The organism is Mesobacillus foraminis (assembly GCF_004340465.1).
Taxonomy (GTDB): domain Bacteria; phylum Bacillota; class Bacilli; order Bacillales; family Cytobacillaceae; genus Mesobacillus_B; species Mesobacillus_B foraminis.
Genome location: NZ_SLVV01000001.1, coordinates 145,810 through 169,323 on the forward strand (window position 1 = coordinate 145,810; position 23,514 = coordinate 169,323).

The 23,514-nt window shown below is 42.1% G+C and carries 28 protein-coding genes; 12 read left to right on the top strand and 16 right to left on the bottom strand.

Annotated features, from left to right (window positions below; all coding sequences use genetic code 11):
- Positions 1–11: 11 nt before the first annotated feature.
- The 4 genes from spoVAC to EV146_RS00695 all read right to left on the bottom strand — a co-directional run bounded on the left by spoVAC (position 12) and on the right by EV146_RS00695 (position 2,088).
- Positions 12–482: a stage V sporulation protein AC gene (spoVAC, locus tag EV146_RS00680; RefSeq protein WP_132000796.1), complete on the bottom strand. Its 471-nt coding sequence runs from the start codon at positions 480–482 to the stop codon at positions 12–14.
- Between the two features lie 14 nt (positions 483–496).
- The gene (locus EV146_RS00685) at positions 497–985 is read right to left on the bottom strand and encodes a YhcN/YlaJ family sporulation lipoprotein (protein ID WP_241993766.1); all 489 of its coding nucleotides are present in this window, start codon (positions 983–985) and stop codon (positions 497–499) included.
- Positions 986–1,181: 196 nt separating this feature from the next.
- Complete coding sequence (locus EV146_RS00690; protein ID WP_132000798.1) at positions 1,182–1,643, bottom strand: hypothetical protein; 462 nt, start codon at positions 1,641–1,643, stop codon at positions 1,182–1,184.
- 25 nt (positions 1,644–1,668) lie between these two features.
- Positions 1,669–2,088: a hypothetical protein gene (locus EV146_RS00695; protein WP_241993767.1), complete on the bottom strand. Its 420-nt coding sequence runs from the start codon at positions 2,086–2,088 to the stop codon at positions 1,669–1,671.
- Between the two features lie 140 nt (positions 2,089–2,228).
- Between EV146_RS00695 and EV146_RS00700 the strand changes: the two genes are divergently transcribed.
- From EV146_RS00700 to EV146_RS00720, 5 genes are read left to right on the top strand one after another with little or no spacing between them, the layout of a single operon-like run.
- The gene (locus EV146_RS00700) at positions 2,229–3,011 is read left to right on the top strand and encodes a hypothetical protein (protein ID WP_241993768.1); all 783 of its coding nucleotides are present in this window, start codon (positions 2,229–2,231) and stop codon (positions 3,009–3,011) included.
- A gap of 13 nt (positions 3,012–3,024) precedes the next feature.
- Complete coding sequence (locus EV146_RS00705) at positions 3,025–3,369, top strand: hypothetical protein (RefSeq protein WP_241993769.1); 345 nt, start codon at positions 3,025–3,027, stop codon at positions 3,367–3,369.
- Positions 3,370–3,390: 21 nt separating this feature from the next.
- Positions 3,391–3,693 (top strand): hypothetical protein, encoded by a 303-nt coding sequence (locus EV146_RS00710; protein WP_132000802.1) that lies wholly within the window; start codon positions 3,391–3,393, stop codon positions 3,691–3,693.
- Between the two features lie 15 nt (positions 3,694–3,708).
- Positions 3,709–7,362, top strand: a complete 3,654-nt coding sequence (locus tag EV146_RS00715) for a multicopper oxidase domain-containing protein (protein ID WP_132000804.1) — start codon at positions 3,709–3,711, stop codon at positions 7,360–7,362.
- Between the two features lie 14 nt (positions 7,363–7,376).
- Positions 7,377–8,129 carry a hypothetical protein gene (locus EV146_RS00720; protein ID WP_132000806.1) on the top strand — a complete coding sequence of 251 codons (753 nt, stop codon included), beginning with the start codon at positions 7,377–7,379 and terminating at the stop codon, positions 8,127–8,129.
- A gap of 102 nt (positions 8,130–8,231) precedes the next feature.
- On the opposite strand, the gene EV146_RS26705 is transcribed toward EV146_RS00720, so the two are convergent.
- Positions 8,232–8,447 (bottom strand): hypothetical protein, encoded by a 216-nt coding sequence (locus EV146_RS26705; protein ID WP_158286957.1) that lies wholly within the window; start codon positions 8,445–8,447, stop codon positions 8,232–8,234.
- A 57-nt stretch (positions 8,448–8,504) separates the two neighbouring features.
- Here EV146_RS26705 and EV146_RS26710 point away from each other — a divergent pair, with 57 nt between their 5' ends.
- A complete protein-coding gene (locus EV146_RS26710; RefSeq protein WP_199232647.1) occupies positions 8,505–8,864 on the top strand; it encodes a hypothetical protein in 360 nt (119 codons plus the stop codon).
- Positions 8,865–9,476: 612 nt separating this feature from the next.
- A complete protein-coding gene (locus EV146_RS00730; RefSeq protein ID WP_158286959.1) occupies positions 9,477–10,082 on the top strand; it encodes an SCO family protein in 606 nt (201 codons plus the stop codon).
- A 55-nt stretch (positions 10,083–10,137) separates the two neighbouring features.
- Here EV146_RS00730 and EV146_RS28075 read toward each other — a convergent pair whose 3' ends face one another.
- Both EV146_RS28075 and EV146_RS00735 read right to left on the bottom strand, forming a co-directional pair.
- On the bottom strand, positions 10,138–10,269 hold the full coding sequence (locus tag EV146_RS28075) for a hypothetical protein (protein ID WP_258235956.1): 132 nt from the start codon (positions 10,267–10,269) through the stop codon (positions 10,138–10,140).
- Positions 10,270–10,334: 65 nt separating this feature from the next.
- A complete protein-coding gene (locus tag EV146_RS00735) occupies positions 10,335–10,679 on the bottom strand; it encodes a DUF1360 domain-containing protein (protein WP_132000812.1) in 345 nt (114 codons plus the stop codon).
- 142 nt (positions 10,680–10,821) lie between these two features.
- On the opposite strand from EV146_RS00735, the gene EV146_RS00740 reads away from it, so the two are divergent.
- Positions 10,822–11,523: a CotO family spore coat protein gene (locus tag EV146_RS00740; RefSeq protein WP_132000814.1), complete on the top strand. Its 702-nt coding sequence runs from the start codon at positions 10,822–10,824 to the stop codon at positions 11,521–11,523.
- Positions 11,524–11,774: 251 nt separating this feature from the next.
- On the opposite strand, the gene EV146_RS00745 is transcribed toward EV146_RS00740, so the two are convergent.
- The 7 genes from EV146_RS00745 to EV146_RS00775 all read right to left on the bottom strand — a co-directional run bounded on the left by EV146_RS00745 (position 11,775) and on the right by EV146_RS00775 (position 17,061).
- Complete coding sequence (locus EV146_RS00745; RefSeq protein WP_132000816.1) at positions 11,775–12,287, bottom strand: CotY/CotZ family spore coat protein; 513 nt, start codon at positions 12,285–12,287, stop codon at positions 11,775–11,777.
- A gap of 725 nt (positions 12,288–13,012) precedes the next feature.
- Complete coding sequence (locus EV146_RS00750; protein ID WP_132000818.1) at positions 13,013–13,351, bottom strand: hypothetical protein; 339 nt, start codon at positions 13,349–13,351, stop codon at positions 13,013–13,015.
- A 27-nt stretch (positions 13,352–13,378) separates the two neighbouring features.
- On the bottom strand, positions 13,379–13,666 hold the full coding sequence (locus EV146_RS00755; RefSeq protein WP_132000820.1) for a hypothetical protein: 288 nt from the start codon (positions 13,664–13,666) through the stop codon (positions 13,379–13,381).
- Positions 13,667–13,723: 57 nt separating this feature from the next.
- Entirely contained in the window at positions 13,724–14,047 is a 324-nt protein-coding gene (locus EV146_RS00760) for a hypothetical protein (RefSeq protein ID WP_132000822.1), read from the bottom strand.
- A gap of 720 nt (positions 14,048–14,767) precedes the next feature.
- Positions 14,768–15,073 carry a hypothetical protein gene (locus tag EV146_RS00765; RefSeq protein ID WP_132000824.1) on the bottom strand — a complete coding sequence of 102 codons (306 nt, stop codon included), beginning with the start codon at positions 15,071–15,073 and terminating at the stop codon, positions 14,768–14,770.
- A 155-nt stretch (positions 15,074–15,228) separates the two neighbouring features.
- On the bottom strand, positions 15,229–15,996 hold the full coding sequence (gene fabI / locus EV146_RS00770) for an enoyl-ACP reductase FabI (RefSeq protein WP_132000826.1): 768 nt from the start codon (positions 15,994–15,996) through the stop codon (positions 15,229–15,231).
- 114 nt (positions 15,997–16,110) lie between these two features.
- Positions 16,111–17,061 carry a Gfo/Idh/MocA family protein gene (locus EV146_RS00775; RefSeq protein ID WP_132000828.1) on the bottom strand — a complete coding sequence of 317 codons (951 nt, stop codon included), beginning with the start codon at positions 17,059–17,061 and terminating at the stop codon, positions 16,111–16,113.
- Positions 17,062–17,208: 147 nt separating this feature from the next.
- Here EV146_RS00775 and EV146_RS00780 point away from each other — a divergent pair, with 147 nt between their 5' ends.
- The 3 genes from EV146_RS00780 to EV146_RS00790 are packed head-to-tail and all read left to right on the top strand — an operon-like array spanning position 17,209 to position 19,905.
- The gene (locus EV146_RS00780) at positions 17,209–18,144 is read left to right on the top strand and encodes a glycosyltransferase family protein (protein ID WP_132000830.1); all 936 of its coding nucleotides are present in this window, start codon (positions 17,209–17,211) and stop codon (positions 18,142–18,144) included.
- Positions 18,145–18,834 (top strand): DapH/DapD/GlmU-related protein, encoded by a 690-nt coding sequence (locus EV146_RS00785; RefSeq protein WP_132000832.1) that lies wholly within the window; start codon positions 18,145–18,147, stop codon positions 18,832–18,834. It abuts the gene before it with no gap.
- Positions 18,835–18,873: 39 nt separating this feature from the next.
- Complete coding sequence (locus EV146_RS00790; protein WP_132000834.1) at positions 18,874–19,905, top strand: D-glucuronyl C5-epimerase family protein; 1,032 nt, start codon at positions 18,874–18,876, stop codon at positions 19,903–19,905.
- Positions 19,906–19,965: 60 nt separating this feature from the next.
- Here EV146_RS00790 and wecB read toward each other — a convergent pair whose 3' ends face one another.
- Positions 19,966–21,039: a non-hydrolyzing UDP-N-acetylglucosamine 2-epimerase gene (wecB, locus tag EV146_RS00795; RefSeq protein WP_132000836.1), complete on the bottom strand. Its 1,074-nt coding sequence runs from the start codon at positions 21,037–21,039 to the stop codon at positions 19,966–19,968.
- A 226-nt stretch (positions 21,040–21,265) separates the two neighbouring features.
- Between wecB and EV146_RS00800 the strand changes: the two genes are divergently transcribed.
- Positions 21,266–22,507, top strand: a complete 1,242-nt coding sequence (locus EV146_RS00800; protein ID WP_132000838.1) for a glycosyltransferase — start codon at positions 21,266–21,268, stop codon at positions 22,505–22,507.
- 40 nt (positions 22,508–22,547) lie between these two features.
- Here EV146_RS00800 and EV146_RS00805 read toward each other — a convergent pair whose 3' ends face one another.
- Positions 22,548–23,510, bottom strand: a complete 963-nt coding sequence (locus EV146_RS00805) for a dTDP-glucose 4,6-dehydratase (protein WP_132001452.1) — start codon at positions 23,508–23,510, stop codon at positions 22,548–22,550.
- Positions 23,511–23,514: the final 4 nt, after the last annotated feature.

Here is a 23,514-nt window from a genome sequence, read left to right on the forward strand (position 1 = left end):
CGCAATCATTCCTACAGGACCCCCCACATCGTAAGCAATGTTTTGATAAGAGCAACGACGAAAGCAGAAAACACTCCAAATAAAATGACCGATCCAGCCAGCTTGAACATATTGCCTCCAACCCCCAGGACAAAGCCCTCTGTCCGGTGTTCTATGGCTGCAGAGATGACGGAATTACCGAACCCGGTCACTGGCACGGCACTTCCTGCTCCAGCAAATTGGCCGATGTGATCATAAACCCCAAAGCCAGTCAGCAGCATGGAGATAAAAATCATCGTGGCGACTGTAGGATTGCCTGCTGTCTGCTCGGTAAAATGGAAGAAATAGATATAAAAATAGGTAATAGCCTGTCCAATTACACAAATGATTCCCCCAACAAGAAAAGCCTTTAAACAATTTTTTAACACTGGCCTTTTTGTTTCATGTTTTTGTTCAAGCTTTTTATATTGTTCCTGCGCTGGTGTCATTTTTTTATTCCCCATCTGACTTCTCCTTTCTATGTGAGTTCTTTTTTAAGCTTTATAATTTTCTGCAGCTGCTTTTCTGCCCGTTTCTTTGAATAGGTGTTCTCCTTTACTTTTTCCTTTAATTCAATTGCTTCAATAAATATCTTGAAATCACTTGAGACAATAAAAGTTTCTTTTGGGTAATTCTTTTCTAGCTTTTGATTGATTTCCTTTTCAATTTTCTTCATTTGGAAGCGTTGCATATGCTTCACCTTATAAGCTACCAGGATTTCCTTTTCTCCTTTAATTACGGCCACATCAAATATGGCTGGCATGGCCTGAATATCTTTTTTAACCTTCTCAGCTGTCTTCAGACCGTTCCCTTTATTGCCTTCAACAGCTGCTGGCTCCGGATTGACTGACTGAACTAAGGAAACCCTGCTTTCTTCAGAGGTTTTTCCAAAGTTGCAGCCAGATATTGTCAGCCCTGTCACCATTAGTAAAAAGACGCCAGCGAGGATTTTAAATGGTTTCATCATACATACCCTTCCTATGTAATCATTTTAAATTGCGGTCGACTATATTTTCGGCGTAAGTACTGTAAATTATGTTTTAAATTGGATAAAGTCTAAAGTTCCAATTTTTTCATATTAAGTGCCTGCTGAAATTTAAAAAGCCGCTGCGCTTATACTCCAAATAAAAAGACTGCCTCCCTAAAGGAGATCAGCCCATGTTTTACACTCTCAGTGCAAATAATAGTAACGCAACAGTCAGTGCCAGCAGGAAAAAACCTGCGGAACCGAAAAAAAGCACGGTCACCTCTTCCGAAAAAGCGGAAGCTGGCAAACCGCAGATCGAAGGATCTTTTGCGACCCCTCCGGCCATTGTTCCCATCATTCCGCCAATTCCTCCGTTGAACACACCAGCAATCAGGGTTTGGCCATTTACCATTCTGCCAAACAGCCAGCCTGTGCCAATCCCGAGGCTTAGGTTGATAATGCTCATGGCCGGGAAGTTATCCGGGAATATAAAAAAGAACGTAAGTGCGAGTGCAAAGCTGATCATGGCTGTTGAAGTCAGGACCGCATTAAAACCGAAACGATCGTCAAATAAAGTGCGGGCTTTAAATAAACATCGATAACACCAGAATCCCAGCAAAAAATTTATTGCAAGAATTAAAAATAAGAAGATAACCATTATCTATATTGCCCCCTGCCCCTGGTCAGGTTGTGGATTTTGCAAACACCATCAAAATGATAAAAATGATGAAGATAAACAATTGCAGAACAATAATAAAAACCATCGATTCTGATGCTGCCGCCCCTACCATTGGAGCCATGATTCCCATCATCAATCCATTGATATAACCTGTAAGCAAGGTCTGGTAATCAAATAAAGCACCGAAAATGCTGCCAGCAAGGATTCCGGTTAAAACTGACAGTACGGTAACTTCCATAAAATGAAGCGGATAAAGAGTAATCAGAATAACACCTGTAAGAATGGCCAGCCCCCCGCCGACAACCATTGCGATGTTCATCCCGAGATGAAACCCTATGAGCTTGCGCCGCCTGTGAAGATAAAAAAACACAATGATGGCAAGGACAAGGTTTGTATATAAAAGAGAATTCAGCCAAAGAGACAATATAATCCCCCTCTCCATTCCACCTTATGAAGAGATGAATACAGAGATTCTTGAAAAGTTTACCTAAAACAGTTCATTTTCTGCGCCCAAATCATATACTAGTTGGGAATTTTGCCTATGGGAAAGGAGGCCCGCTTTAAGTGAAAACTGGGATGCGGTTGGAAGAATATACGAAAGCCCTCCTTGAAAAAAGGAAAGCAGAAGTTATAGCTGAACAGCAGACCGACGCACTGGATGCAGAATTGACATCGCCGCCAGGTGCCACTTCCACAGAGGAAATTCGGCTTTTTAATGAATATATGGAGCAGGCAAATTTATTTAAAATCGCAGATGCTCTGCCTGAGAAAAAAAAATCCTTGATACTGAAACGTTTTTTCAAGATGAAAAGGAAACAGCAGGTAGTCATCCAAGCAAGGATTGGAGAAGAAAACCAACAAAAAAACGGGAAGGTCAGTACAGTTGGCCGCGATTTTGTCATGCTCACAAATTTAAAAGACAGGTATTGGCTGCCCTATACATCAATCACATCCGCAAATATCCCGTCTGGAATCCCAGTTTTTTCAAACAGCCACCAATATTATCTGTATGACAATGACTTACGAAAAAAATTATTAAGGAATTTTGGGGAAACAGTTTCCAGGAGGGACGTTCTGATTCAGCAATTTTACGAGGAATCTCTTTTAACAAACCTAAGAGCATGGAAAGATACCTGGGTAAAAGTTCAGACCGGAAAAGAAACATTTGTCGGAAAGATAAAGGATACAATCGACCAGCATTTAATCCTTCATCGTTTTAATACTCATCACAAAGTTCTTCTAAAAGATGTTCAGGTTATAACTGCGCTGCGCCTGGTATCTTTACTTGCCATGTTTATGGATGGGTCATTCAGGAAGCAATTTAATCAGAAAAAAACAAAGGAATAATGGGGGGTAAAACATGAAGAGCATAAGAGACAGCCGCAAACGAAGAGAACATAACAAGGAGCGGGAAGACATTGAAATAGAGGACCTGTTGGTCAGACGTTTTCAACGCCTTCAAGGAGAAAACATTTTAATCATTACTGAAACTGCCCAATTAAACTTATTGGGCCAGACCTTCCGGCCAATCTTTTGTGGTCCGATTGTGGATGTTGCCGCGGGTCATATCACGTTATATCCTGCAACGATTAAAATACTGAATGCACCCTTCTTCCAATTTCCAACGCCGTTATCCATCCCACTTGAAAAAATCGCCCAATTCACCACGAACTTTGATTGCAATATGAGATTCCCGCTGGTATAGACAGCAAAAGGAGGGTTTTATATGGCTACTACAAACTCAAACTCACAGTCAGTTGATATAAACAGGCTACACGATACGGCATTGGTTAATCATTTCACTGAAAACATAGGCCGAAGAGCATTTGTCCTTACCCCGTCCTATCCTTTTATGTTTATTGGAGAAATCATTGATGTGATGGAAGATATGGTGGAATTATGTGTGGAAACGACTCACTTCAGCCAATTGGAGAATCGAAACTGGTTTCTTCATATCCATAATATTGAGGTGTTTTATATCGAGACGCCTGATGGACCTTGCATCCCTGAGTTGAGAGATGACTTATAGAATGGAGAGGTCGTCATGATTAGACGCTTTCATGTTGTCGCCATCCCCATTCGGATTGTCGTTAATAATTTTGGCGACCATAATCCGGATGGACGAATGTATGTATTGAAGGAAAATGAAGAGAAAGTAAGAAAACTTGTTCGGGAAAATCCCTTTACCCCCGTGGAGCTAGTTCAGCCGCTTACGATTCGTGCCAATGAAGGGGATGTAGTAGAGATTCTGTTTGAGAATCAGCTGCCATTTGCCACAGGAATGCATTTTCAGGAGTCGGATTATGACCCAAGGACTTCGGATGGCTCAAATGCCGGGTTTAACCCCAGTTCCCTGGCGGAATGCGGAGAAACGGTTCTTTACACTATTCATGCGACTACAGAGGGAATTCATTTCTTTACTGACATGGGAAATGTCTCAAGCACAGAAGAAGGCTCCAGCATCCAGGGGCTGTTTGGCGCTCTGATTGTTGAGCGACGAGGGTCGTGGTGGACCGACCCAGTAACTGGTGGGCCAATTGAAAGCGGGGCTTTTGCTGATATCCATAATCCATTTCTGCCCTCATTCAGGGAGTATGCCTGGTTTTTTAATGATGAAATGGAGGTCAATGATTTAACAGGCAACCGCCCGCTCAATCCAATAACCAATCAGGAAGCGGAATCTTTTCATGGAGTCAATTATCGCTATGAGCCTTTAGGAAATCGAAAAAGATTAATTGAGGAAGGTGTAGTCAGCCCTGAGCTGGACGGGGAAGAAGTCCACCATGATTCATGGGTATTCGGGGATCCGGCAACTCCGATTCTTAGAGGCTATCGCGGTGACCCTGCCGTAATTCGGCTCATTCATGGTGCTTCCAAGGAAACACATGTATTCCACTATCATGTCCACCAGTGGCTGAGAGATCCAAGCAATGAACGTTCTGAAGTAATTGATGCCCAGTCGATCAGCCCGCAAAGCCATTACGACGTTTGGCCGTTATACGGGCTTGGAAGTCTGCAGGGGGCTATTGGGGATGTGATCATCCACTGTCATTTATATCCCCATTTTGCAGCTGGTATGTGGGGAATAAACCGGATCTTTGATACTCTCCAGGATGGGAGCCAATGCTATCCAAACGGGATTCCCATTGCCCCGCTTCAGCCTTTGCCTGATCGACCATGCCCGCCCAAACCAACTGTGGAAAGGCCCGGCTTCCCTAACTTTATTCCAGGAAAGGTCGGCTGCAAAGCACCAAGGCCGCCTCTCGGAATCGTCGGCGGCAGGGAAATGACGGAGCTGGAAAGAAATGCTGCGGTGCCAAATGCACGTCCAGGGGCTGTATTTGTTGACTCCTGCATTGGCAATCCAGTTGTGGTTGAATTTAATGTCTCCCTGATTGAACTCCCAATTATCTATAACCGGCAAGGGTGGAATGATCCAAAGGGAAGAATTTATGTACTCGACGAAGAAATCGATAATGTCCTCTCAGGGAAAATAGAACCTGAACCTCTTACACTCCACATCCCTGCAAGTTCCTGCATTCGGATGAATTTTACCAACAGACTGCCGCATGTTCTTGATGGTGACGCCTTTCAGCTTGTTACAAGAACCTATGAAAATGGATTTCATGTCCACTTTGTTAAATTCGATGTTCTTGTAGCTGACGCAGCGAATGTAGGCTGGAATTATGACAGCTCTGTGCTGCCCGGTGAGACCATCCGTTATGAGTGGTATGCAGATACCGAATTAAAAGCCTTTTTCTATCATGACCATTTATTTGCCGTTTCCCACCAGCAGCATGGCGTATTCGGCTCAGCCGTTATCCAGCCGCGGTTTTCCCGCTTTTTTGACTCAAGGACCGGAGAGGAAGTTTTCCACGGAACCCAGGTAACTGTGCAGCACCTATTAATTCCGGATTATCGTGACTTTTCTTTATTTATTCACGATTTTGCCCTGCTTTTCGATAAAGATGGCTGCCCAATTCAGCCCCCGCCTTTCCCTGGCTCTGAGGAGGATCCTGGTGTTTTTGGAGTCAATTATAAAAATGAACCGTTGCAATTCCGGCTTGGAGAGGACTGTGACCCAGCCTACTCCTTTAGTTCTTATGTCAGTGGCGATCCGGTGACTCCGATGCTGATGGCTTACGAAGGAGATCCAATCCGAATCCGCCTGATTCAGGGAGCCCATGAAGAATCCCATAGCTTTAACCTGCATGGGTTAAGATGGCAGCTAGAACGGCCTGATAATGACTCTATCTTGACCTCACAGCACCATATCGGCATTGCGGAGTCCTTTACACTGGAAATGGTTATCCCAAGAGCCGGAGATTATTTGTGGGCCTTCGAGGATGAAGAGGATGTGTGGCTTGGTACGTGGGGACTGATCAGGGCCTTTGATCAGGAGGTTGAGGATTTGATTCCGCTGTCGGACCGGCCGCTTCCTCCGCCAAGGACTCTGCCGCTTCCGGAAGTGACAGGCAAGCCTCCTGAACTTGCCGATCCGCAATGCAGCCTGCCGCCTCTGGCACCGCTAAACGCACCAATACGGAGATACCGGGTTGTCGCTGTTCAGACTCCCATTGTTTACAACAAGTATGGAGACCATGATCCGTTTGGAATTGTGTTTGCACTGGAGGAAGATGTTGAAGACATCCTGTGCGGAAGAAAAAATCCAGAACCTTTGGTATTGAGGGGAAACCAAGGTGATCTTGTTGAAGTCACTCTGACCAGCATGCTGGAATTTGAAAAGTTTCCATTCCAGGATGGCATTCATCCTTATCCGCCGGTGAAAGAGCAGGCTTTCTATCCACCTTCTTTAAGGATATCGCTGCATCCAAGTTTACTTGACTATGACGTAACGACTTCCAGCGGGAATACAGTAGGCTTCAATCCGGACCAGACAGTCGGGCCCGGAGAAAGCATTACCTACCGCTGGTATGTGTTCGCCAATGTCGGGACCTGTGCAATGTGGGATGTGGCAGATTTGAGGAATCATCGCTCCTTTGGGGCATTTGGAGCATTCATTGCAGAACCCCGATTCACTTCAAACTACCTGGACCCAGAAACGCTTCAGCCAATCAGGACAGGGACGAGTGCCATCATTGAACATCCGCTTTTCGGGCGGTTCAGGGAATTTGTTCTTATCATGCACGATGGTGTCCGGTTAGTCGATAAAAACGGAAAAGTGATTATTGACCCGCTGGCAGGTGTCATTCCGCAAGCAGAACCTGATGAAGAAGTGGATACGTATGATTTTGGTTCCCGCGGGTTCAATTACCGGTCGGAAAGGCTGATTAACCGGTACAGGGAGCATCCCGTATTGGCCGACCTATTCAGCTCAAAGGTTTTCGGTGACCCGGCAACACCAGTATTTGAGGCATATCCAGGTGACCCGGTATTCATACGGCTGGCAATGCCTTCTGAACGGCGAAGGTCCCATACCTTCCATCTTCATGGCCATAACTGGAAGTTTGATCCCAGGGATATCGATTCTAGAGTCATATCTTTTATTGGCCATATGGTACCCGGGGACGCTCAGGACTTGCCGCTGATTGGCGGGGCCGGCGGAACGTTCAACTTTCCTGGGGACTACCTTTACAGGTCTGGAAATATCCGCTGGGATATTGAACAGGGTATGTGGGGAATCTTCCGGGTTCATGATTGCATTCAGCACCATTTGCCTAGATTGGAAGATTCATAATCCAGGAGGAAAGGATGGACCAAGTGAGCAATAAACATCATGATGATGACTGTCGCTGTCCGGAGTTTGTTCCCGCCGGAGCCCCCGACGATTTTTGTATACCGGAGGAATGCTGTCCTCCAAAACTGGAAACGCCAAAATTCCCATCCCCTGCTACTTGCCTGCCGGAAGATGAACAGCGGAAGCTTGAAGCCAGGATTGATGAGGCAAATGAATTGCTGCTTGATCTTGGACTGTCAGGGGATCTGGTATTTGAATCTAGAAGACGGGCATTTGAAGGTCTGATTGGCCAGTACGTAAATGTCCAAATTGACTGTTCGGAGGAGGAGCCAAAAGAAAAAGACAAAATTACGGCCGGCAGAGTCGAGCTGGCAGGACAGAACTTCGTTATGCTAAAAGCAAAAGAGAGAGAAATCGTCATTCCCTTTGAGAGAATCTGCCAGATTAAGCCAAGAGATGGATTTATCGAACCTTCACCTCATGAACCGAGGTTAATCGATATTGATCCATGTCTCAGGAGAGCGATCGCCTTTGATTTTGGAAATACCGTATCCTGCTCCCCTGAATTAATCAATATCTTTTTCCGTTTAAGCCTCCAGGTATTTTTACTGACTAAAGTAGATAAGAAAATCCGTATCCTGATGATGGATAATAAACAGGTGAACGGGAAGCTTGTGGAGGTTTCCGGAGATACAATACAGATTTCCTCCAAGAAGAGAAAAATACGGGAACTACCATTAAATAAAATCTGCCTGCTTCTATTCTAATTACAAATAAGCGGACTACCTAAAAATACTGTTCAACCTTGCAATATAAGATTGAACAGTATTTTTTTAGCTGTGAAGTAAAAATTCACCTATCGTTTATCCTTATTCCAGCTCGATGCTTCCAATTGACTCAAATGGCAGGATCCGAATCTTCCCTTTACCGCCAGAATTGGCTTTATCTTTGTTCTTGAACACTTCAACCTCGACAAAGTCTGTACCAACTGAACAAATATTGGCTAAAACTTTTTCTGCTGCTTCTCCGCATTCCACATCCATTTTTACTAAACAGCCTATTAACTGGCGGAACCTAAACGCCATGCCATGTTCAAGGCCGCCTAAGCGCAGGCGGAAGCGTTCGTCACACAGGCATCGGTGGTGATCAATAAAGCACTTGTCGTCACAAAAGCACCTTTCGTCAACGATAATTCTCCGGTCAAAAATGACAGGGTGCTTGCAAAGATCCTGACAGCGCCGGCAATTGCAATGAGATTGAATATCTTGATGGTGGCCACAGTCATGATGGTGGTCACAGTCATGATGATGAAGGCTGGCACAACTATCGCAAAGATGACCGAATCCATGATGAGGTCTTCTACATTTATTACAATGCTGGGCAAAGTGTTGATGGTGAATGGTATCGAATTTGTTGTGATGATGTGTTCCGCATTTATCACAATGGCCGTTAAGTCCGTGATGGTGTACTCCGCATTGATGACAGTGGCCATCATTCGCTAAATGACGTGAGTAAGGCTCAGCATCAAAATCTTCATCGTCCAGGTCCACTTCCTCCTTAACAGCAAAACGGATAAAATCTTTTTCTTTCATTGTATTAGTCTTCTTTCCAAGCTTTCTTTTTTTCTTGTTAGACTGACCCAATGTATTTTCCTCCTAGTAAGTTCTATATTTAGCAGGTCATATTAAGTTTTAGAAACAACCAGTTTAACAGCAGCAACTTCTGGCCTGGCACAAGCATATTTGATTAACAATCCTTTTGCGCCTGGATGAACTGCATTCGCTGGACTGGAAATGATACATTTCATTGCATTTCTGATGCCCCTTTAAACAGCAATGATCCAGACCATAGTGACTTTTCCAATGGTCTTCGTGGAGCTTAGTGGCCGAAAGAAATGATGATGTTTGTGACCACATTGGCTGTGGCAGCCCTCAAAGCAGCACTGCAAGGAATGATGGGAATGGCTAGCACCACCTTCCAGGATTTTCTTCCTGTTATTTTATGCAAACAAAATGGAACCCATATAAGCAGCTGTCCTATAAAAGAGGATAAAAACCTAAAAAATTGCAATAAAGTGGAACCCTCTGCGATCAATGCAAAAAAGGAGGATAATTGTGAATACAAGGTTAACGTTATTAAAAGCGGGGATCTTTGTTCTGGTGATTTTATGCGGTCTCATCATGGTTACTCTGCAATGGGGTAAAAACAATGATCTCCCCGTCCTGGATAAGGCAGAACCCTTTACGCTGCAGTCTATAACGGAGGATGAATATAGTTCTGATAACGGCAAGATAAAATTGATGGCCTTCTTCTATACCAATTGCCCGGATATTTGTCCACTTACAATGAGTGATTTTAAGAAGCTTCAAGATGAGCTGAAGCTTAAGGAGGTATTCGGAACAAAAGCGGAGCTCGTTGCTATCACCCTTGATCCCGAGGAAGATGACCTTCGAACGATCTCGGAATACGCGCAGAAGTTTGAAGCAGATCCTGGAGGGTGGATTTTCCTGAGGGGAACCCCCGAACAAACCAAAGAGGTCGCCGACTCCTACCACATGAAATTTCAAAAGGTCAGCGGTGATTATATCGCACATAACACGACCATGTTTCTAATTGACAGCAAGAATCAGATCAGAGGTCTCTACGATATGGCCAACACAAAAAAGGCCGTCGAGAAAGAGGAAATTATGGAGGCCATACACTCGCTGATCAACGAATAATTCCTTGCCTTCACTTCTAGGAATTACCATCCCCGGCAAAGAAAAGGAAACTGCCTCATCGAGACAGTTTCCTTCTGGTTGTTCCCAGCTTTCTTCTGGCTGAGCCGCAGCCGCAGCCCTTTCTTTTCGTCTTATCTTCCGTTTGTTCCTGATTCTCCTTTGATGGTTTTTCCCGATTGCTTCTCATAATGAATTGGCTCCTTTTTAACGATCTATAACACCATATGCATGAAATATTCCAGCGTTTGTGCCTTAGCCCATCAATTTGCTTATTACCGTTTCGATGCAGGCTGCAATGGCTGCAATCGACAAAATGAAGGCCAACGGAATCCCGACTATAGGAAAATATACATATAAACCGAATAACAGTGCACTCGACCAGATGCCGGTGCACCAGTAACAATTTAAGAGTTCCCCGATCCACTTTCTAATTCCCTTTTCCTTTGGCACTAGATAAAATTCTCCCTCTTCTGTCACCTCATCAAAAAAAGGAGAACGAATCCATTCCGTAATTTTGTCAAATACAATAAGCCTGGTTAATCGGAAAGAAGCTAAACTTACTATCAATAAATGCTCTAGGCCGATACTAATATCCATCCAACATCTCCCCTTCCCTTCCTAATATATGGCCGGAAGGTAAAATTGCTACTGCATATCCCCTGACCGGCAATAGGCACAGACCCCCTTTAAATGCATACATATAAATAGAAAAAACAATTTTTAGGAGGTATCTAAAAAAATGTCTACAGCACGGGTAAAACAACAGCCGTTACTCTACATCGCCCAGCCCAAAACCGCAAAGCCGATCCTCAATGCCCAAACCACCTATACGATTCCGAGAAACGCCAGGAACGAGGAAAAGGAACCAGCTGAGGCCAAAAACACGATGCTCAATCAACTCCCTTCTGAACTAAAGGAGCTAATCGAACTAAACCAGGCCAAAACCGCTGACCAACCGGTCCCAGAGGCGGTTACAGTTGAGGCAGAGAGGGAAGAAGATAAAACTGATGAAGAGACAATAACACTCGAAATAACGGAGACCGCGATACAGCCGGTTCCCGAAACAGATGCTCCTGCAGCAGCTGAGATCGAGCCTGAAAGCATTCCTCTCGCTGCCAGCGCATCACAGGCTGAGACAGTAAAGGAAGTTCCTGCTTCTCCTGCAACAGAAAAGACCAATCCGCCAATCCAAAGACGTGAGCGTGGACTCCGAAGAGTTAAACCATTTAGATCCATGACGGTAAGCGAAAAAATAGGATATCTGGTCAATTTCCCAAAACAGCTGCCACCAGTTACCTGTTCATTTACTACCAGTGACTATGTATATACAGGTATTTTTATGAACCAGGTGGACGACGAAGTGGAAATAAAGCTGCCAAACGGGGAATTAACCTCTATAAAGACCGACTCAATCAGGAATATTAAAATGCAAGTCCATTAAAAATACTTCACGAATTCAAAGAAGAGAGCATCCGGAAATATTCCGGATGCTCTCTTCTTTGTTGATGGGGGCCTACTTGAATGAATCAAATATCCAGACTTCCAGGTGTAAGTCTCGGCTGTCCCGATACACGCTTAACTCCAGTATCCCATGCAAATTATGCTCACCACATAAGAAAACTGCCAACAAATCCTCCTATCCGGGATTTGTTGGCAGCGGGGTCCGCCCTATTAGTTAGAGCTACTTTTTGATTATCTGCAGAGGTCGAGATCAACATCTTCGATACATTGAATGGCGCAGAAGCAATGAAGGTCTACTGTTACACAGTCGCTAGAAGCCGCGAAGCCTTCAACCTCACAAACTTTCTCCATGTCGATGCAGCATGCAGCATCTCCAACCAGATTAGCAGGTACCATTTTGCCTTCTTCATTACATTTTAGCGGGATCAGTACACGCAATGTCGCACAGCAGTTATCAAATACATCTTCTACCCTGAAGTAGATTGACACGCAATGCTTATGACCCTTAAAGAATGCATGGAATGGAGATCCGTCCGCATTTTTTAACGTAATGACACGAGTATCCGCTTGTTTCTTATGGTGGTGATGATGATGAGGGCTTATAGCACCAAGCGGCTCCATAAAGCAGTTGGAAGAGCAATCACATTTTTTGGCTTCCTCTACAACAGCTTCCTGGATATCCAAAATGGCTCTTACGACTTCACACACGCAGCCGCCGGTTGAGTTTCCGTTAGCGCAACTCATTTTTTTTCCTCCTTTTGTTTCTTTGTTATTTACATTAATAAGATATTGAAAAAAGGCCATTTGGGTGCGGGACAATAGCCCGTTTTCCCCGAAATTAGGCGCTAAATAGGCACTTTATCATTTATAACCGTACAAACCGGCTGTTCGATACAGGGACACTACATTTATATTTTGAAATAGTCAAAAGGTTCTGCCTTGACTGGCATAAATGTTCTAAAGCCTTTGTAAAGCCAGTAATATAGCTGATAATACCTTTAAACCAAACCTCCTTTATAAACCCTGGCAGAGCCCTTCAGCGGTTTAATTAGGTATCCACATTCATGTTGGGAGAAGTTCCTTATTGAATCCAGCTACTGCTGTTGCTTAACACCAGTGCCCGCTGTGAAAATAAAGAATAGTAAACTCAGGTCAAAACCATGCTTCTGGATCCTTAGTTTAATGAGGGGGATGTAGATACCTTAACGCGTATCCCCCCCTCGTGACCCAGAGGTTTCATTTAGGGATTCAAAGAAAGGCTGAGGAGAATTAATCAAACTCGAAAGCATGGAGATTTACAGAGAGTATATATTTGTCCGAAGTTAAATTGGGTGCAGCGAAATTAAAGGATACTAATTAGAGGAAACATACATACCGAAATTGCAGTTATTTTGGTATTGATAATCTTATTTATAAAAAAAATGGTGTCCCCACTCCGAGTGGGACACCATTCTGCACTTATATGCTATTTATTTTCTTAAAGAATTTACAGCAGTCAAGAAGGCCTTTCGAAATTCTTGCTGTTCTTTCATAGCAGCCTTTAACGTTAAAAGAAGTGATTTATTTAAGGAGTTAGTTTCTTCACTTTTTTCAGACCTATCCAAAGAATTGAGGAGAAAGGTGTATACAAGAAGCAAAGTTGAATAATTATCAACATAGGTTATATTAACCGCCTGCCCTTTCCCGCCCTCAGCATGTGAATGAGCGGTCGGCAGGGACCCATCAGTCAGCTTTTGAATGATTTCCTTAGGAACACCCAGCTCCGTAAGTTTATCCAACATTTCGGCTGTCAGGTCATTATTGCTCATCAATCTTTCTCCTTTCCTTAGACATTATTAGAACAGTGATGCCTCATCTTCGTCTTCTAGATCGCCTTTGCCGCTTTCTTTGTTGATGGAACCACCTGTAGATGTGTTAGCAATATTGATATTGAATGGAACTGTAAGGTTGTTGCCACCTAATGCGATCGCTAGCAGTTCAGCCTCAACATCTTCGCTTTTGGATTTTTGGATTGTGATTTGATCATTGCCCATTCCATCTCCGGCTTTTTTCACCTTTTTATCACGGTCGTCATTCTTCTTTTTGTTGAAATGACCTCTTCCACCCCATTTTGAACTCAACATTTATATTCACCTCCTTTCAATGTATGATGAATAAAAATTCTTAGAATTCAATTCAGTCTAATGTTTTTTTAACAAATTCGATAAATTAAATTCAAGAATCGACTGCCCATTCAGCATCATTTTAAACATTCCGTTTTCGTTGGAAGTTTCAATCTTTGGAATTAATTGCTGTACATGACTTCGTATCTCGTCTCCACTTAGCACAGGCGCTTTATTTACTTTTATCGATGCCTTATCAAGAACTGAACTAGCCTCTCCAAAAAGTCCGTTTACCTTATCGCCAACTTTGTTAAGTAAAGCATTGAGCTCTTCTTGGGTCATTTCTTTCCCATTAAAAGTAAAGGAAGTGCCTTCATTGAGTTTCTTTTCTTGTTGACTCATTTGCTTCACCCCCCTTCTCTTTGCTATATCATATAAAAAAGGAGCCTTATCTGTTTGGGCACTTGTACTGATACAAATGCACATTTTCAAAAAATCACCCATTTAGCATCAGGAATGATTTGTTTTAACTTAAGCCGTACCTGGTACTGGAACAGCAAATGTAAATTTTCCCCCTAAACAGAATAATCATTTCCTTAAGCAAGCTGATGTAAATGACATATGTCGTTGATTATTTTTGGGGCATCCTGGAGTTAAATACCCGAATCACAAACGAAAGGGGATAAAATATTATGAATAACTACGTAGTACAAAAAACAACCCCCGTTCTGGACGGAACGTTAAGGTTGTATGGGTAACAATCATTTAATTTATAGTTGACCCTGATTGCTGAGACTCCCAACTGCACTAGATGTATCCCTCCAAAAAAGGAGATTGCTAAGGTTTGTGGTGCTTGTCTAAAAAAATTCAACTTAAAAACTGTAGGTGTGCAGTTGACAGGGAAAATCTAAATTTAACCGGGAAAGCGCACCCTGCAAGCCTATCATAGGGCTAATTTTCCGAATCCCTTGCCGAATACAGGGAACGCATCGTGCTTTTATATGAGCATTCGATGCGTTCTTCCCTAAATCAGCTTTTTTCTTATTCTTTACTTACAGCTGAATCAAAAAAAATCCTGCTTAATATATAGTTAACTCTACATATATCCAGAAGGAAGCCTTATTAAAATAAATCAAATTCTGCTTCATCTTTATCAAATAGGTTTCCGGGACCACTTTCTTTATTAATGTCCCCGCCTGTTCCTTGGTTTGCAATTGGAACATTGATCGGAACATTAATATTTGTATTACCTATAGCTACCGAGATTCCTAACACAGCTACAGCCGTGGTGTCTCGGCCCACAGCTTTCTGGATTGTATTTTGCTGATTTTTAATTCCGTCTCCAGCCTGTTGCACGAAAGATCTTTTTTCTTCTTTCTTTTTTTTCTTGGTGGCGTAACCTCTACTATTCCATTTAGAACTTAACATTACATTCACTCCTTTCAATGTTCGAATGAATTTGTTCCTTGCAATATCATATAGAAATACGGTCATACTTGTATGGGCACTTGTACCAATATAAAGGCACATTTTCACGTGAAAAGCCCTCTTGCTGCTGCAAGAGGGCTTTTCCTGACTAACCTTTATAGAATATGATATCCTGAATCGACATGAATGTTCTCACCGGTGATTCCGCGTGACAGGTTGCTGAACAGGAACAGAGCGGTATCTCCAACTTCTTCAGGAGTTGTGGTCCTGCGAAGAGGGGCTTTTTCTTCAATTTCTTTTAAGATGGAATTGAAGTCGCTGATCCCTTTGGCTGACAGGGTGCGGATTGGACCTGCAGAGATAGAGTTTACACGAATGTTATCTTTACCCAAATCCGATGCAAGGTATCGTACGCTGGCATCAAGTGAAGCCTTGGCAACACCCATGACATTGTAATTCTGGATGGCACGCTCCCCGCCAAGGTATGTCAGGGTCACGATGCTTCCGCCCTCAGGCATAAGATTCCTTGCTTCTTTGGCAACCGCCGTTAAAGAGTATGAGCTGATGTTATGGGCAAGCATGAAGCCGTCACGCGTGACATTCAGGTACTCCCCCTGAAGCTCCTCCTTATTGGCGAAGGCGATACAATGGGCCACACCTTGAATTGTTCCTACTGCTTCCTTAATGTCACGGAAACATTTAGCGATATCTTCATCACTAGTTACATCACAAGGCAACACAAGGTATTTTTCATCCAGTGATTCAGCCAGATCCCGGACACTTTTTTCCAATCTTTCGCCAGCATATGTAAAAATTAAATTTGCGCCTGCTTCGTGAAGCGATTTCGCAATTCCCCAAGCAATGCTCCGCTTATTCGCCACTCCCATGACAACAAATGATTTTCCATTTAAAGAAAGAGTCATTAGTTTACCCCCTGTTAATACAAGTTATTAGTACCTAGTGCTAATATTACTATAGATTGGCATCTTTGAAAAGGGCTGGCTCTATGATAAGCTCAGCCCCCTTCCTAGATTCCCCTATTGGGGCAAGTTTTTTATAAAACGATTAATTTCTGTACATAAAGCCAAAGCTTTAATCCCATCTTCACCTGTAATAGAAGGTTCCGTATCATTCTTTACACAATCCATAAAGTCTATTAGTTCTAACTTAAGCGGTTCGACTTGCGGGATTTGAATGCACTCCGTCACCTTTTGATTCATATGGCCAAACTCTTCCTTCATATAATAGTGCACCGGCCTTATGATTTCAATTTTCTTCTTTAATAAATCTGCTTTATAGAGGGCTTTTTCTGTTATTACACGTACCGTTCTGACTCTTTCTTCTGATTTAAAGCTTGCTGTTACTTGCCCGATGGTTCCGTTTTGAAATCTTAAAAGGACCATCGTATGTTTTTGTGTGCCATCCACTTCTTTTCCTATTGCATATAAGTCACGAATATTTTCATTGAGTAATTCACTAAGAATATACAAATCGTGAATCATTAAATCCTGGACTACGTCTACTTTTGCCACTCTTGTGTCAAATGGATTCATACGCTGCGCTTCGACAGCAATCACCTTCTCATTGCCGAGGGTCTTCTTCAGGATTGAAATAATCGGATTATATAGTTCAATGTGGCCAACCTGAATTTTTACACCTGTTTCATCAGCCTTCTCAATTAGTAATTTTGCTTCTGAAATCGTACTTGCAATAGGTTTTTCCATTAGCATATGCACTTTATGGCGAATACAGGCCAGCCCAACCTCGTAATGAAATTCAGTTGGCACTACAACACTTACAAGATCCACTTCCTCAAGCAACTCGTCCAAGGATGAAAAGGCCTTTATTTGATATTTATCTGCAATCTCCTGTGCTCGTTTTTCATTTTTATCATATATTCCAACAAGCTGACAATGGTCTGCTAAAGAAATATAGGTCCGTACATGGTTCTCCCCCATACTCCCTGTCCCAATAACTCCTGCTTTCACTTGTATTCTCCTTCCCAAAAGAATTGCTACTGTATTGTATTCCTAAGGCATGCAGGGGGTTGGACTTATTTGGAATTATAAAAAAATTGGCATATTTACTAGTTACCTATTGAACATAAGCCAATTTATTAGAGGGAAGGTATAAAATTGTTTAATCTATTATTCATTTCAAATGATACATCCAATACCCTGGATAAAAATTTTTATTTTCTGGAGAAACAGTGTTCAACATTGACAAACTTATCCGTTTATCGAAGTTCCGGCCGGTTAAGCCACATCTCAAAAAAACTCGAACAGCCTCCAGATTTTATTTTATTGGCAAATGATCTGGGGAAAGAAATGTTCCCTATCATTCATGGAATCTCCTCAATAGATATCCCGGTCGGATTATTTGTTAATGATGTACATCGGTTTACAAAAACTCGCAGGCATTTTATTAGAAAAAATGCCATCCAATATCTCTTCTCTGCAACACGAGATAAATTTATTGAGAGTTATCCAGAATTGAAGGATAACTTAATCTGGTTTCCACATTTTATTAACCCTCATGTGTATAAAGACTATGGACTTAAAAAGGATATTGATTTATTGATGATGGGCGCCGTTAATGATACCTATCCATTAAGAAAAAAAATACTGGAATTTTATCAACATCGGCCAAATTTTCTTTACCATTCACATCCTGGATATGAGCTTGAAAACCCGGCTGCCAGGGACGTGTTTTACATCGGAGAAAAATATGCAAGAGAACTTAATAGAGCGAAAATTTTTTTTACATGCCCCTCCGTTTATTACTATCCCGTAATGAAGTATTTTGAAGCACTGGCTTGCAGGACCCTTTTGCTGGCTCCAGCCTTTAAAGAACTTGAAGACCTCGGTTTTATTCCTGGGAAGCATTTCGTTGCGATCGATGAATATAATTTCATGGAGAAAGCACTGTATTATTTAGAAAACGAGAAAGAAAGAAAAAAAATAACTGATGCAGGATTTGAATTTATCCACCGGACACATACGCTTCCTATACGGACCCGGCAGCTTATAAGCCACATCAAGACCATTATTAAAAATGAAGGGGTGTTATAGATGGCAGATTCCAAACTTCCTAAAAGCTTAAAAACAGGCAAAAATGTCGTAATTGAAGAAGGGGTCATTATCGGGGAAAATGTTGAGCTTGGTCATAATTCAGTCATTCTAAAGGGGACTCAGATAGGGGATTCAGTAGTAATTGGGGCCAACTGTGTCTTGGGCATTGAACCTGGCAGCAATAAACGGATGAGGAAGATTAATCAAGCCAGCCGGCCATTAATCATAAAAAAGTATACACGCATTGGCAACACAGTATCCATTTATTCTGGCACAACGATTTCGGAGAATGTTTTTATCGGCGATCATGCAAGCATTAGGGAAAATGTCTCCGTTGGGGGAGGGACTGTCATTGGAAGAGCGGCGATTGTTGAACTAAATAGCACGATTGGCAAGGATTGTACGATCCAGACACTTGCCTATGTCACGGGAGATACAACGATTGAGGATAATGTGTTCATTGGCCCCTGTGTATCCATGTCCAATGATAAATACATGGGTGCTCAGGAATATCAGCTTAAGGGTCCGCATATAAAAAAGGGGGCAAAAATTGGGAACAATGCTTCCCTGTTGCCAGGTGTAACAATAGGTGAACAAACCATTGTCGGAGCAGGATCCGTCGTGACAAAAAACGTGGGCAATAATGAAGTGGTAGCAGGAGTCCCGGCAAAAAGGATCAAGAACCCATGAGATTAAAAAGGTTATTAGTCTAATAGAAGGAGAGATTAGATGGATCGTAAACAATCAAAGGATATCAAGGTGGTTCTGCATAACAGGTTCGAAGGGATTGGCAAAATGGCAGGGGATGAATTTTATATCCCTTATAGTTTAGTTGAAAAAGCCTATATCACTGAAAAAGAATGGCTAATGAAAGAAAACACCCTTAAGGTGCATGTAACTAAAGCTAAAGTCTCCGAGATTACCAATTACGATTATAAGGGGAATTACCTCCATTACAATAAAAACAGTGTCGAGAATTGGAATGTTGAATTTGACAATAGAGGAATTCCCCAAACAAAATATACTTTTGGAACCTTCTATAATCCTTCCACCATTTCACAATATGGCTTACAGCACTACAGCCTGTTTTTAATCAATCATGATGTGCAAAGTAAGGAAAAATTTTTAAAAGTAGCGAAATGGCTGGTTGACAATCAAGATCGCAATGGAGGATGGTCCTACCAATTTGACCTTCACTTTTTTCCTGGCAGGCTCGAAAAAATAAAAGCTCCCTGGTATTCTGCCATCGGAATGGGCATGGCCATGTCCGTGCTAGCCCGGGCCCGTTACCTTACTAAGGATCATAAATTTACTAATTGTGCACTAAAAGGCATTTCTATCTTTAAAACGCCCGTTAACAAAAACGGGATTCTCACCAAATTCGAAAATAAGTACGATTATTATGAAGAATGTCCGACGGAACCATCCAGCTATATTCTAAATGGGTTTATGTTTTCGTTAATTGGATTGTACGATCTCTTCAAGGCAACTAATGACAATGAGACCTATAAGTTATATAAATCAGGCATTATTTCCTTAAAAAGAATGCTCCCGCTCTATGATCTGGGGAACCGGACGGCCTATGATTTAACCCATTATACTACAGATGGCGGGTACCCAAATGTAGCAAAATGGGGATATCATGTTACCCATATTCATTTGCTTGCGGCCATTAACTCGGTTGAAAAGGATAAAAAAATGGGTGAGACACTCGTTCGGTGGAAAGGGTATTTAGCAGGAAAAAGTAAACCAGCCTTTTAGTTTAGAGGTGATTTTATTAGATCACCTCTATTGTTAACCATCTGCTGATCATTATTTTAATTAATTGGTTTCAGTCAAGATTTTCATGATTTGCTTCGATGTCGAACCGTCTCCGAATAATTCGGGCCTATCACTTGGAAGTTTACTATTTTTTTCGGCCTCCATGATGCGATCAGCATCTGCACCGGTTATCTGATTCCACCCTGCTGCCACGGTCTCGACCCATTCGGTTTCTTCTCTTAAGGTTATACAGGGAACTCCTAACATATACGCCTCTTTCTGGACCCCGCCTGAGTCAGTTAATATCACTTTTGCCTGGCTCTCAACCGTAATCATGTCGAAATAATTCAGAGGTTCTACCAGTTTAATATTCTCTGAAAGGAGAAGATCATTTAACTTCCACTGCTGAATTTTATGCTTCGTCCTTGGATGCATCGGAAAGACGACAGGGTGCTTCATCTGATGAAAAGCTTCAAGCAGAGCTCTTAGTTTTTCAGGGTCATCCGTGTTTTCTGCCCGATGGACGGTCGCCAGATAGTAGTTTTTAGAAGCAAGGTTTAAATCGGGTATGATTGTAGAGTACTGCAGAGCATACGGTTTGTAGAATTGAATAGCATCATACATAATATCACCAGTTTCAAAAACTCCTTTTTCTATCCCCTCCCGCTTTAAGTTTTCCAATGCTGTTCGAGAAGGACAAAACAGCCATTCTGATAAATGGTCGGTTAAAATCCGATTAATTTCCTCAGGCATTTTTTTGTTAAAGCTGCGAAGACCGGCTTCTACATGTGCCACGGGAATATGAAGCTTGGCAGCTGCCAGAGCGCCAGCAAGGGTAGAATTCGTATCTCCGTAAACTAATACAATATCCGGTTTTTCCACTAACATTACCCTTTCCAGCTCTGTCAGCATCTTGGCAGTCTGGATGCCATGTGTGTCTGACCCCACCCCTAAATAGTAATCCGGCTTCGGAAGCTTAAGCTGTTCGAAAAAAACTTTAGACATATTGTCATCATAATGCTGTCCAGTATGGACCATCACTTCTTTTACAGCTGGCAGAGATTCAAAGGCTTTAGAAAGCATGCATGCCTTTATAAATTGAGGCCTTGCACCTATTACAGTTAAAACTTTCATTATCTTAACTCCATTTCTATTATGTTTTCATACAACTGCGCATCCTTATTGCTTTTTTCCTAAAGACAAGATTCAAGAACCCATTACAATTGAGCTAAATTTGTTTTTCTTGCTGTCAAAGGGATATTTTCCCCCCTCAAAAAATATGAATGAATGAAGACTGTTTTAAATAGGAAAGGACTATTTCTTATTAACCAACAGTTCCTTACAAGAGAGGTGGAACACAATGTCAAAAAAAATTTGTATGCTGGTAGCAGACCATCCGTTCATGGATTCGCGCATTTATAAAAAAGAGGCGAAAAGCCTGCAGAAGATGGGCTATAAAGTAACTCTGATTGTGCCCAGGAAGAAAGGGTATTTATTTGACATAGATGGCAAGCCCTTCACCAGCCAGTTTTTAAACAAAACCTTTAAACATGAAGGCATAAAAATTGTGACCTATAATTGGGAAGACAGCAGAACCCCGTTAAGCAAGGTAACAGGAAGTGTTAAAGCCTGGGAAAAAGAAGGCTTTGATAACCCGCTGACACAGCTTGCAATCCAGGAAGATGCGGATATTTATCATGTTCACGAGTATCTCTCTCTTTTCGCCGGAATTGGCGTCAAGCGCATGATGAAAAAGGTAAAGGGCAAAGATGTAAAGCTAGTTTACGATAGCCACGAGCTGACACCCGACCCAATAGACACAAGGTACTCAGAGACAGCAAGAAAAAACCTTCTTGAGAAACTTTTTATCATGCTTAAGGAAGTGGACTGTATTATTACAATATCCGATTCCATCAAATCCTGGTATTTAACCCAAGATCCAGGGCTCTTGGTCGAGGTTATCTATAATTCTCCTCCACTCACGTCCGATTACAGCTCAAAGGAGTATAACACTGATTCCCTCATTGCCTGTTACGAAGGGAATATTGACAATAAACGAGGCAGCCAGGAAAAAATCTTTGAAATTTCCGAAATCTGCTCCAAACAAATTGGTTTTCAGTTCAAGGTGATCGGCGGAATCCGTTTTGGAGAATCGATTGAAATACCGGACCATCTAAGCAGCGTCATTACCATGACCGGCTGGGTAGATTACTATTCGATTTCAAAGCATATGGCCGATGTCGATATTGGGTGGATCGATTATGCTGATATAGGTCAGTCTTTAAATCGCACGTATGCATTACCAAATAAGTTTTTTAGCTTCTTAAATAATGGCGTACCTGTTGTAGTTAACAAATGCCATGAAATGGAAAGCTTTATCAGAAACCATCAATGCGGGCTGGTTGTAGATCATCCTGAAGCGACTGCCCAGGATTATGCCGAGGCTTTTCTGTATCTGCATAAAAATAAAGAGAAGCTTAAAGAAATGAGCAGAAACGCCCGAAAAGCCATGGAGGAGACCTATTCATGGGAAAAGATGGAGAAAAGATTGTATCGCCTGTACGATGGACTGATGAAGAATGATCTGGAATATTTGAAATAGCCTCCTATTGATCTGCTCCTTGAAGGAAGATGATATTACACTATTTTTGCTGGTTTTCAACCCATTTAATCGTTGCTTTTATTCCCTCATCGAATTCTGTTTTTTTATATTGCCCGACTAACCCTCTGAGTTTCTTGTCGGACCCTCTATGGCTGATTACATCAGCCTTTCTGCTTGCCTTTTTCAAAATTGTTCCCTTATATCCCATCAGTTTGGCTATCGTCTCGATGATGGTCTCAATCGACAATTGCTGATCAGTCGTAATATTTATACATTCACCAGCAGGAACCAGAGGAAAAATCTCGGTAACTAGTCCAACGGTATCTTTTACGTAAATCATGTCTCGTTTTTGTTTCCCGGACCCGTGGATTTCCGGCGCCTCCCCGCTAAGGATTTTTTTTATTGTAACGGGAATGACACCAGCTAATGGCCCTTCAAAATTCTGTCTAGGACCATAGTTATTAAACGGCCTTACAATAAAAGCATCCAAGTCGAACATTTTCACATAGGATTGAAGCATTAAATCAGCTGAGGCTTTTCCTGCAGCGTATGTGGTTGTAGGTACAAGAGGATGTTCTTCGTCCATTGGTTCATAAACTGCTGAACCATATGCTTCGGACGACGAAAAGTGGCATAGCGTCTGAAAAGCTCGCTTACGCTGAAGCTCTAACAGATTTTTTAAAACTAATACATTCGTTATAAAAGCATTTGAAGGATTAATAAAAGAGTAATTTAAAGCTTTGGTTGCACAGTTGAAAACGATGTTAATGTTATAGGTGTCAATGATATACTCAACAGCTTCAAAATTTTCGGCATCGTCAACATGAAAAACGGCGCCCTTTAACATAGCATCATTTAGATTGTCTTTATTCCCGATAAACAGATTATCAAGGATAACAACCTTGCCGGCACCCTGTTCAATTAATCTGTCTGCCAGATGGCTGCCGATAAATCCCGCTCCTCCAACGATCAATATATTGCTATTGCGAATTTCAGGTCGCATCAAA

Bases quoted from the DNA above. Each gene is read 5' to 3' on its own strand.
- spoVAC (WP_132000796.1), bottom strand. From the start codon at position 482: ATGGGGAATAAAAAAATGACACCAGCGCAGGAACAATATAAAAAGCTT.
- EV146_RS00805 (WP_132001452.1), bottom strand. From the start codon at position 23,510: ATGCGACCTGAAATTCGCAATAGCAATATATTGATCGTTGGAGGAGCG.
- EV146_RS00785 (WP_132000832.1), top strand. From the start codon at position 18,145: ATGGCAGATTCCAAACTTCCTAAAAGCTTAAAAACAGGCAAAAATGTC.
- EV146_RS00745 (WP_132000816.1), bottom strand. From the start codon at position 12,287: ATGAGTTGCGCTAACGGAAACTCAACCGGCGGCTGCGTGTGTGAAGTC.
- EV146_RS00765 (WP_132000824.1), bottom strand. From the start codon at position 15,073: ATGTTAAGTTCTAAATGGAATAGTAGAGGTTACGCCACCAAGAAAAAA.
- fabI (WP_132000826.1), bottom strand. From the start codon at position 15,996: ATGACTCTTTCTTTAAATGGAAAATCATTTGTTGTCATGGGAGTGGCG.
- EV146_RS00685 (WP_241993766.1), bottom strand. From the start codon at position 985: ATGATGAAACCATTTAAAATCCTCGCTGGCGTCTTTTTACTAATGGTG.
- EV146_RS00760 (WP_132000822.1), bottom strand. From the start codon at position 14,047: ATGAGTCAACAAGAAAAGAAACTCAATGAAGGCACTTCCTTTACTTTT.
- EV146_RS00735 (WP_132000812.1), bottom strand. From the start codon at position 10,679: ATGGATATTAGTATCGGCCTAGAGCATTTATTGATAGTAAGTTTAGCT.
- EV146_RS00755 (WP_132000820.1), bottom strand. From the start codon at position 13,666: ATGTTGAGTTCAAAATGGGGTGGAAGAGGTCATTTCAACAAAAAGAAG.
- EV146_RS00740 (WP_132000814.1), top strand. From the start codon at position 10,822: ATGTCTACAGCACGGGTAAAACAACAGCCGTTACTCTACATCGCCCAG.
- wecB (WP_132000836.1), bottom strand. From the start codon at position 21,039: ATGAAAGTTTTAACTGTAATAGGTGCAAGGCCTCAATTTATAAAGGCA.
- EV146_RS28075 (WP_258235956.1), bottom strand. From the start codon at position 10,269: ATGAGAAGCAATCGGGAAAAACCATCAAAGGAGAATCAGGAACAAACG.
- EV146_RS00705 (WP_241993769.1), top strand. From the start codon at position 3,025: ATGAAGAGCATAAGAGACAGCCGCAAACGAAGAGAACATAACAAGGAG.
- EV146_RS00790 (WP_132000834.1), top strand. From the start codon at position 18,874: ATGGATCGTAAACAATCAAAGGATATCAAGGTGGTTCTGCATAACAGG.
- EV146_RS00750 (WP_132000818.1), bottom strand. From the start codon at position 13,351: ATGAGCAATAATGACCTGACAGCCGAAATGTTGGATAAACTTACGGAG.
- EV146_RS00800 (WP_132000838.1), top strand. From the start codon at position 21,266: ATGTCAAAAAAAATTTGTATGCTGGTAGCAGACCATCCGTTCATGGAT.
- EV146_RS00720 (WP_132000806.1), top strand. From the start codon at position 7,377: ATGGACCAAGTGAGCAATAAACATCATGATGATGACTGTCGCTGTCCG.
- EV146_RS00690 (WP_132000798.1), bottom strand. From the start codon at position 1,643: ATGGTTATCTTCTTATTTTTAATTCTTGCAATAAATTTTTTGCTGGGA.
- EV146_RS26705 (WP_158286957.1), bottom strand. From the start codon at position 8,447: ATGGCGTTTAGGTTCCGCCAGTTAATAGGCTGTTTAGTAAAAATGGAT.
- EV146_RS00715 (WP_132000804.1), top strand. From the start codon at position 3,709: ATGATTAGACGCTTTCATGTTGTCGCCATCCCCATTCGGATTGTCGTT.
- EV146_RS00710 (WP_132000802.1), top strand. From the start codon at position 3,391: ATGGCTACTACAAACTCAAACTCACAGTCAGTTGATATAAACAGGCTA.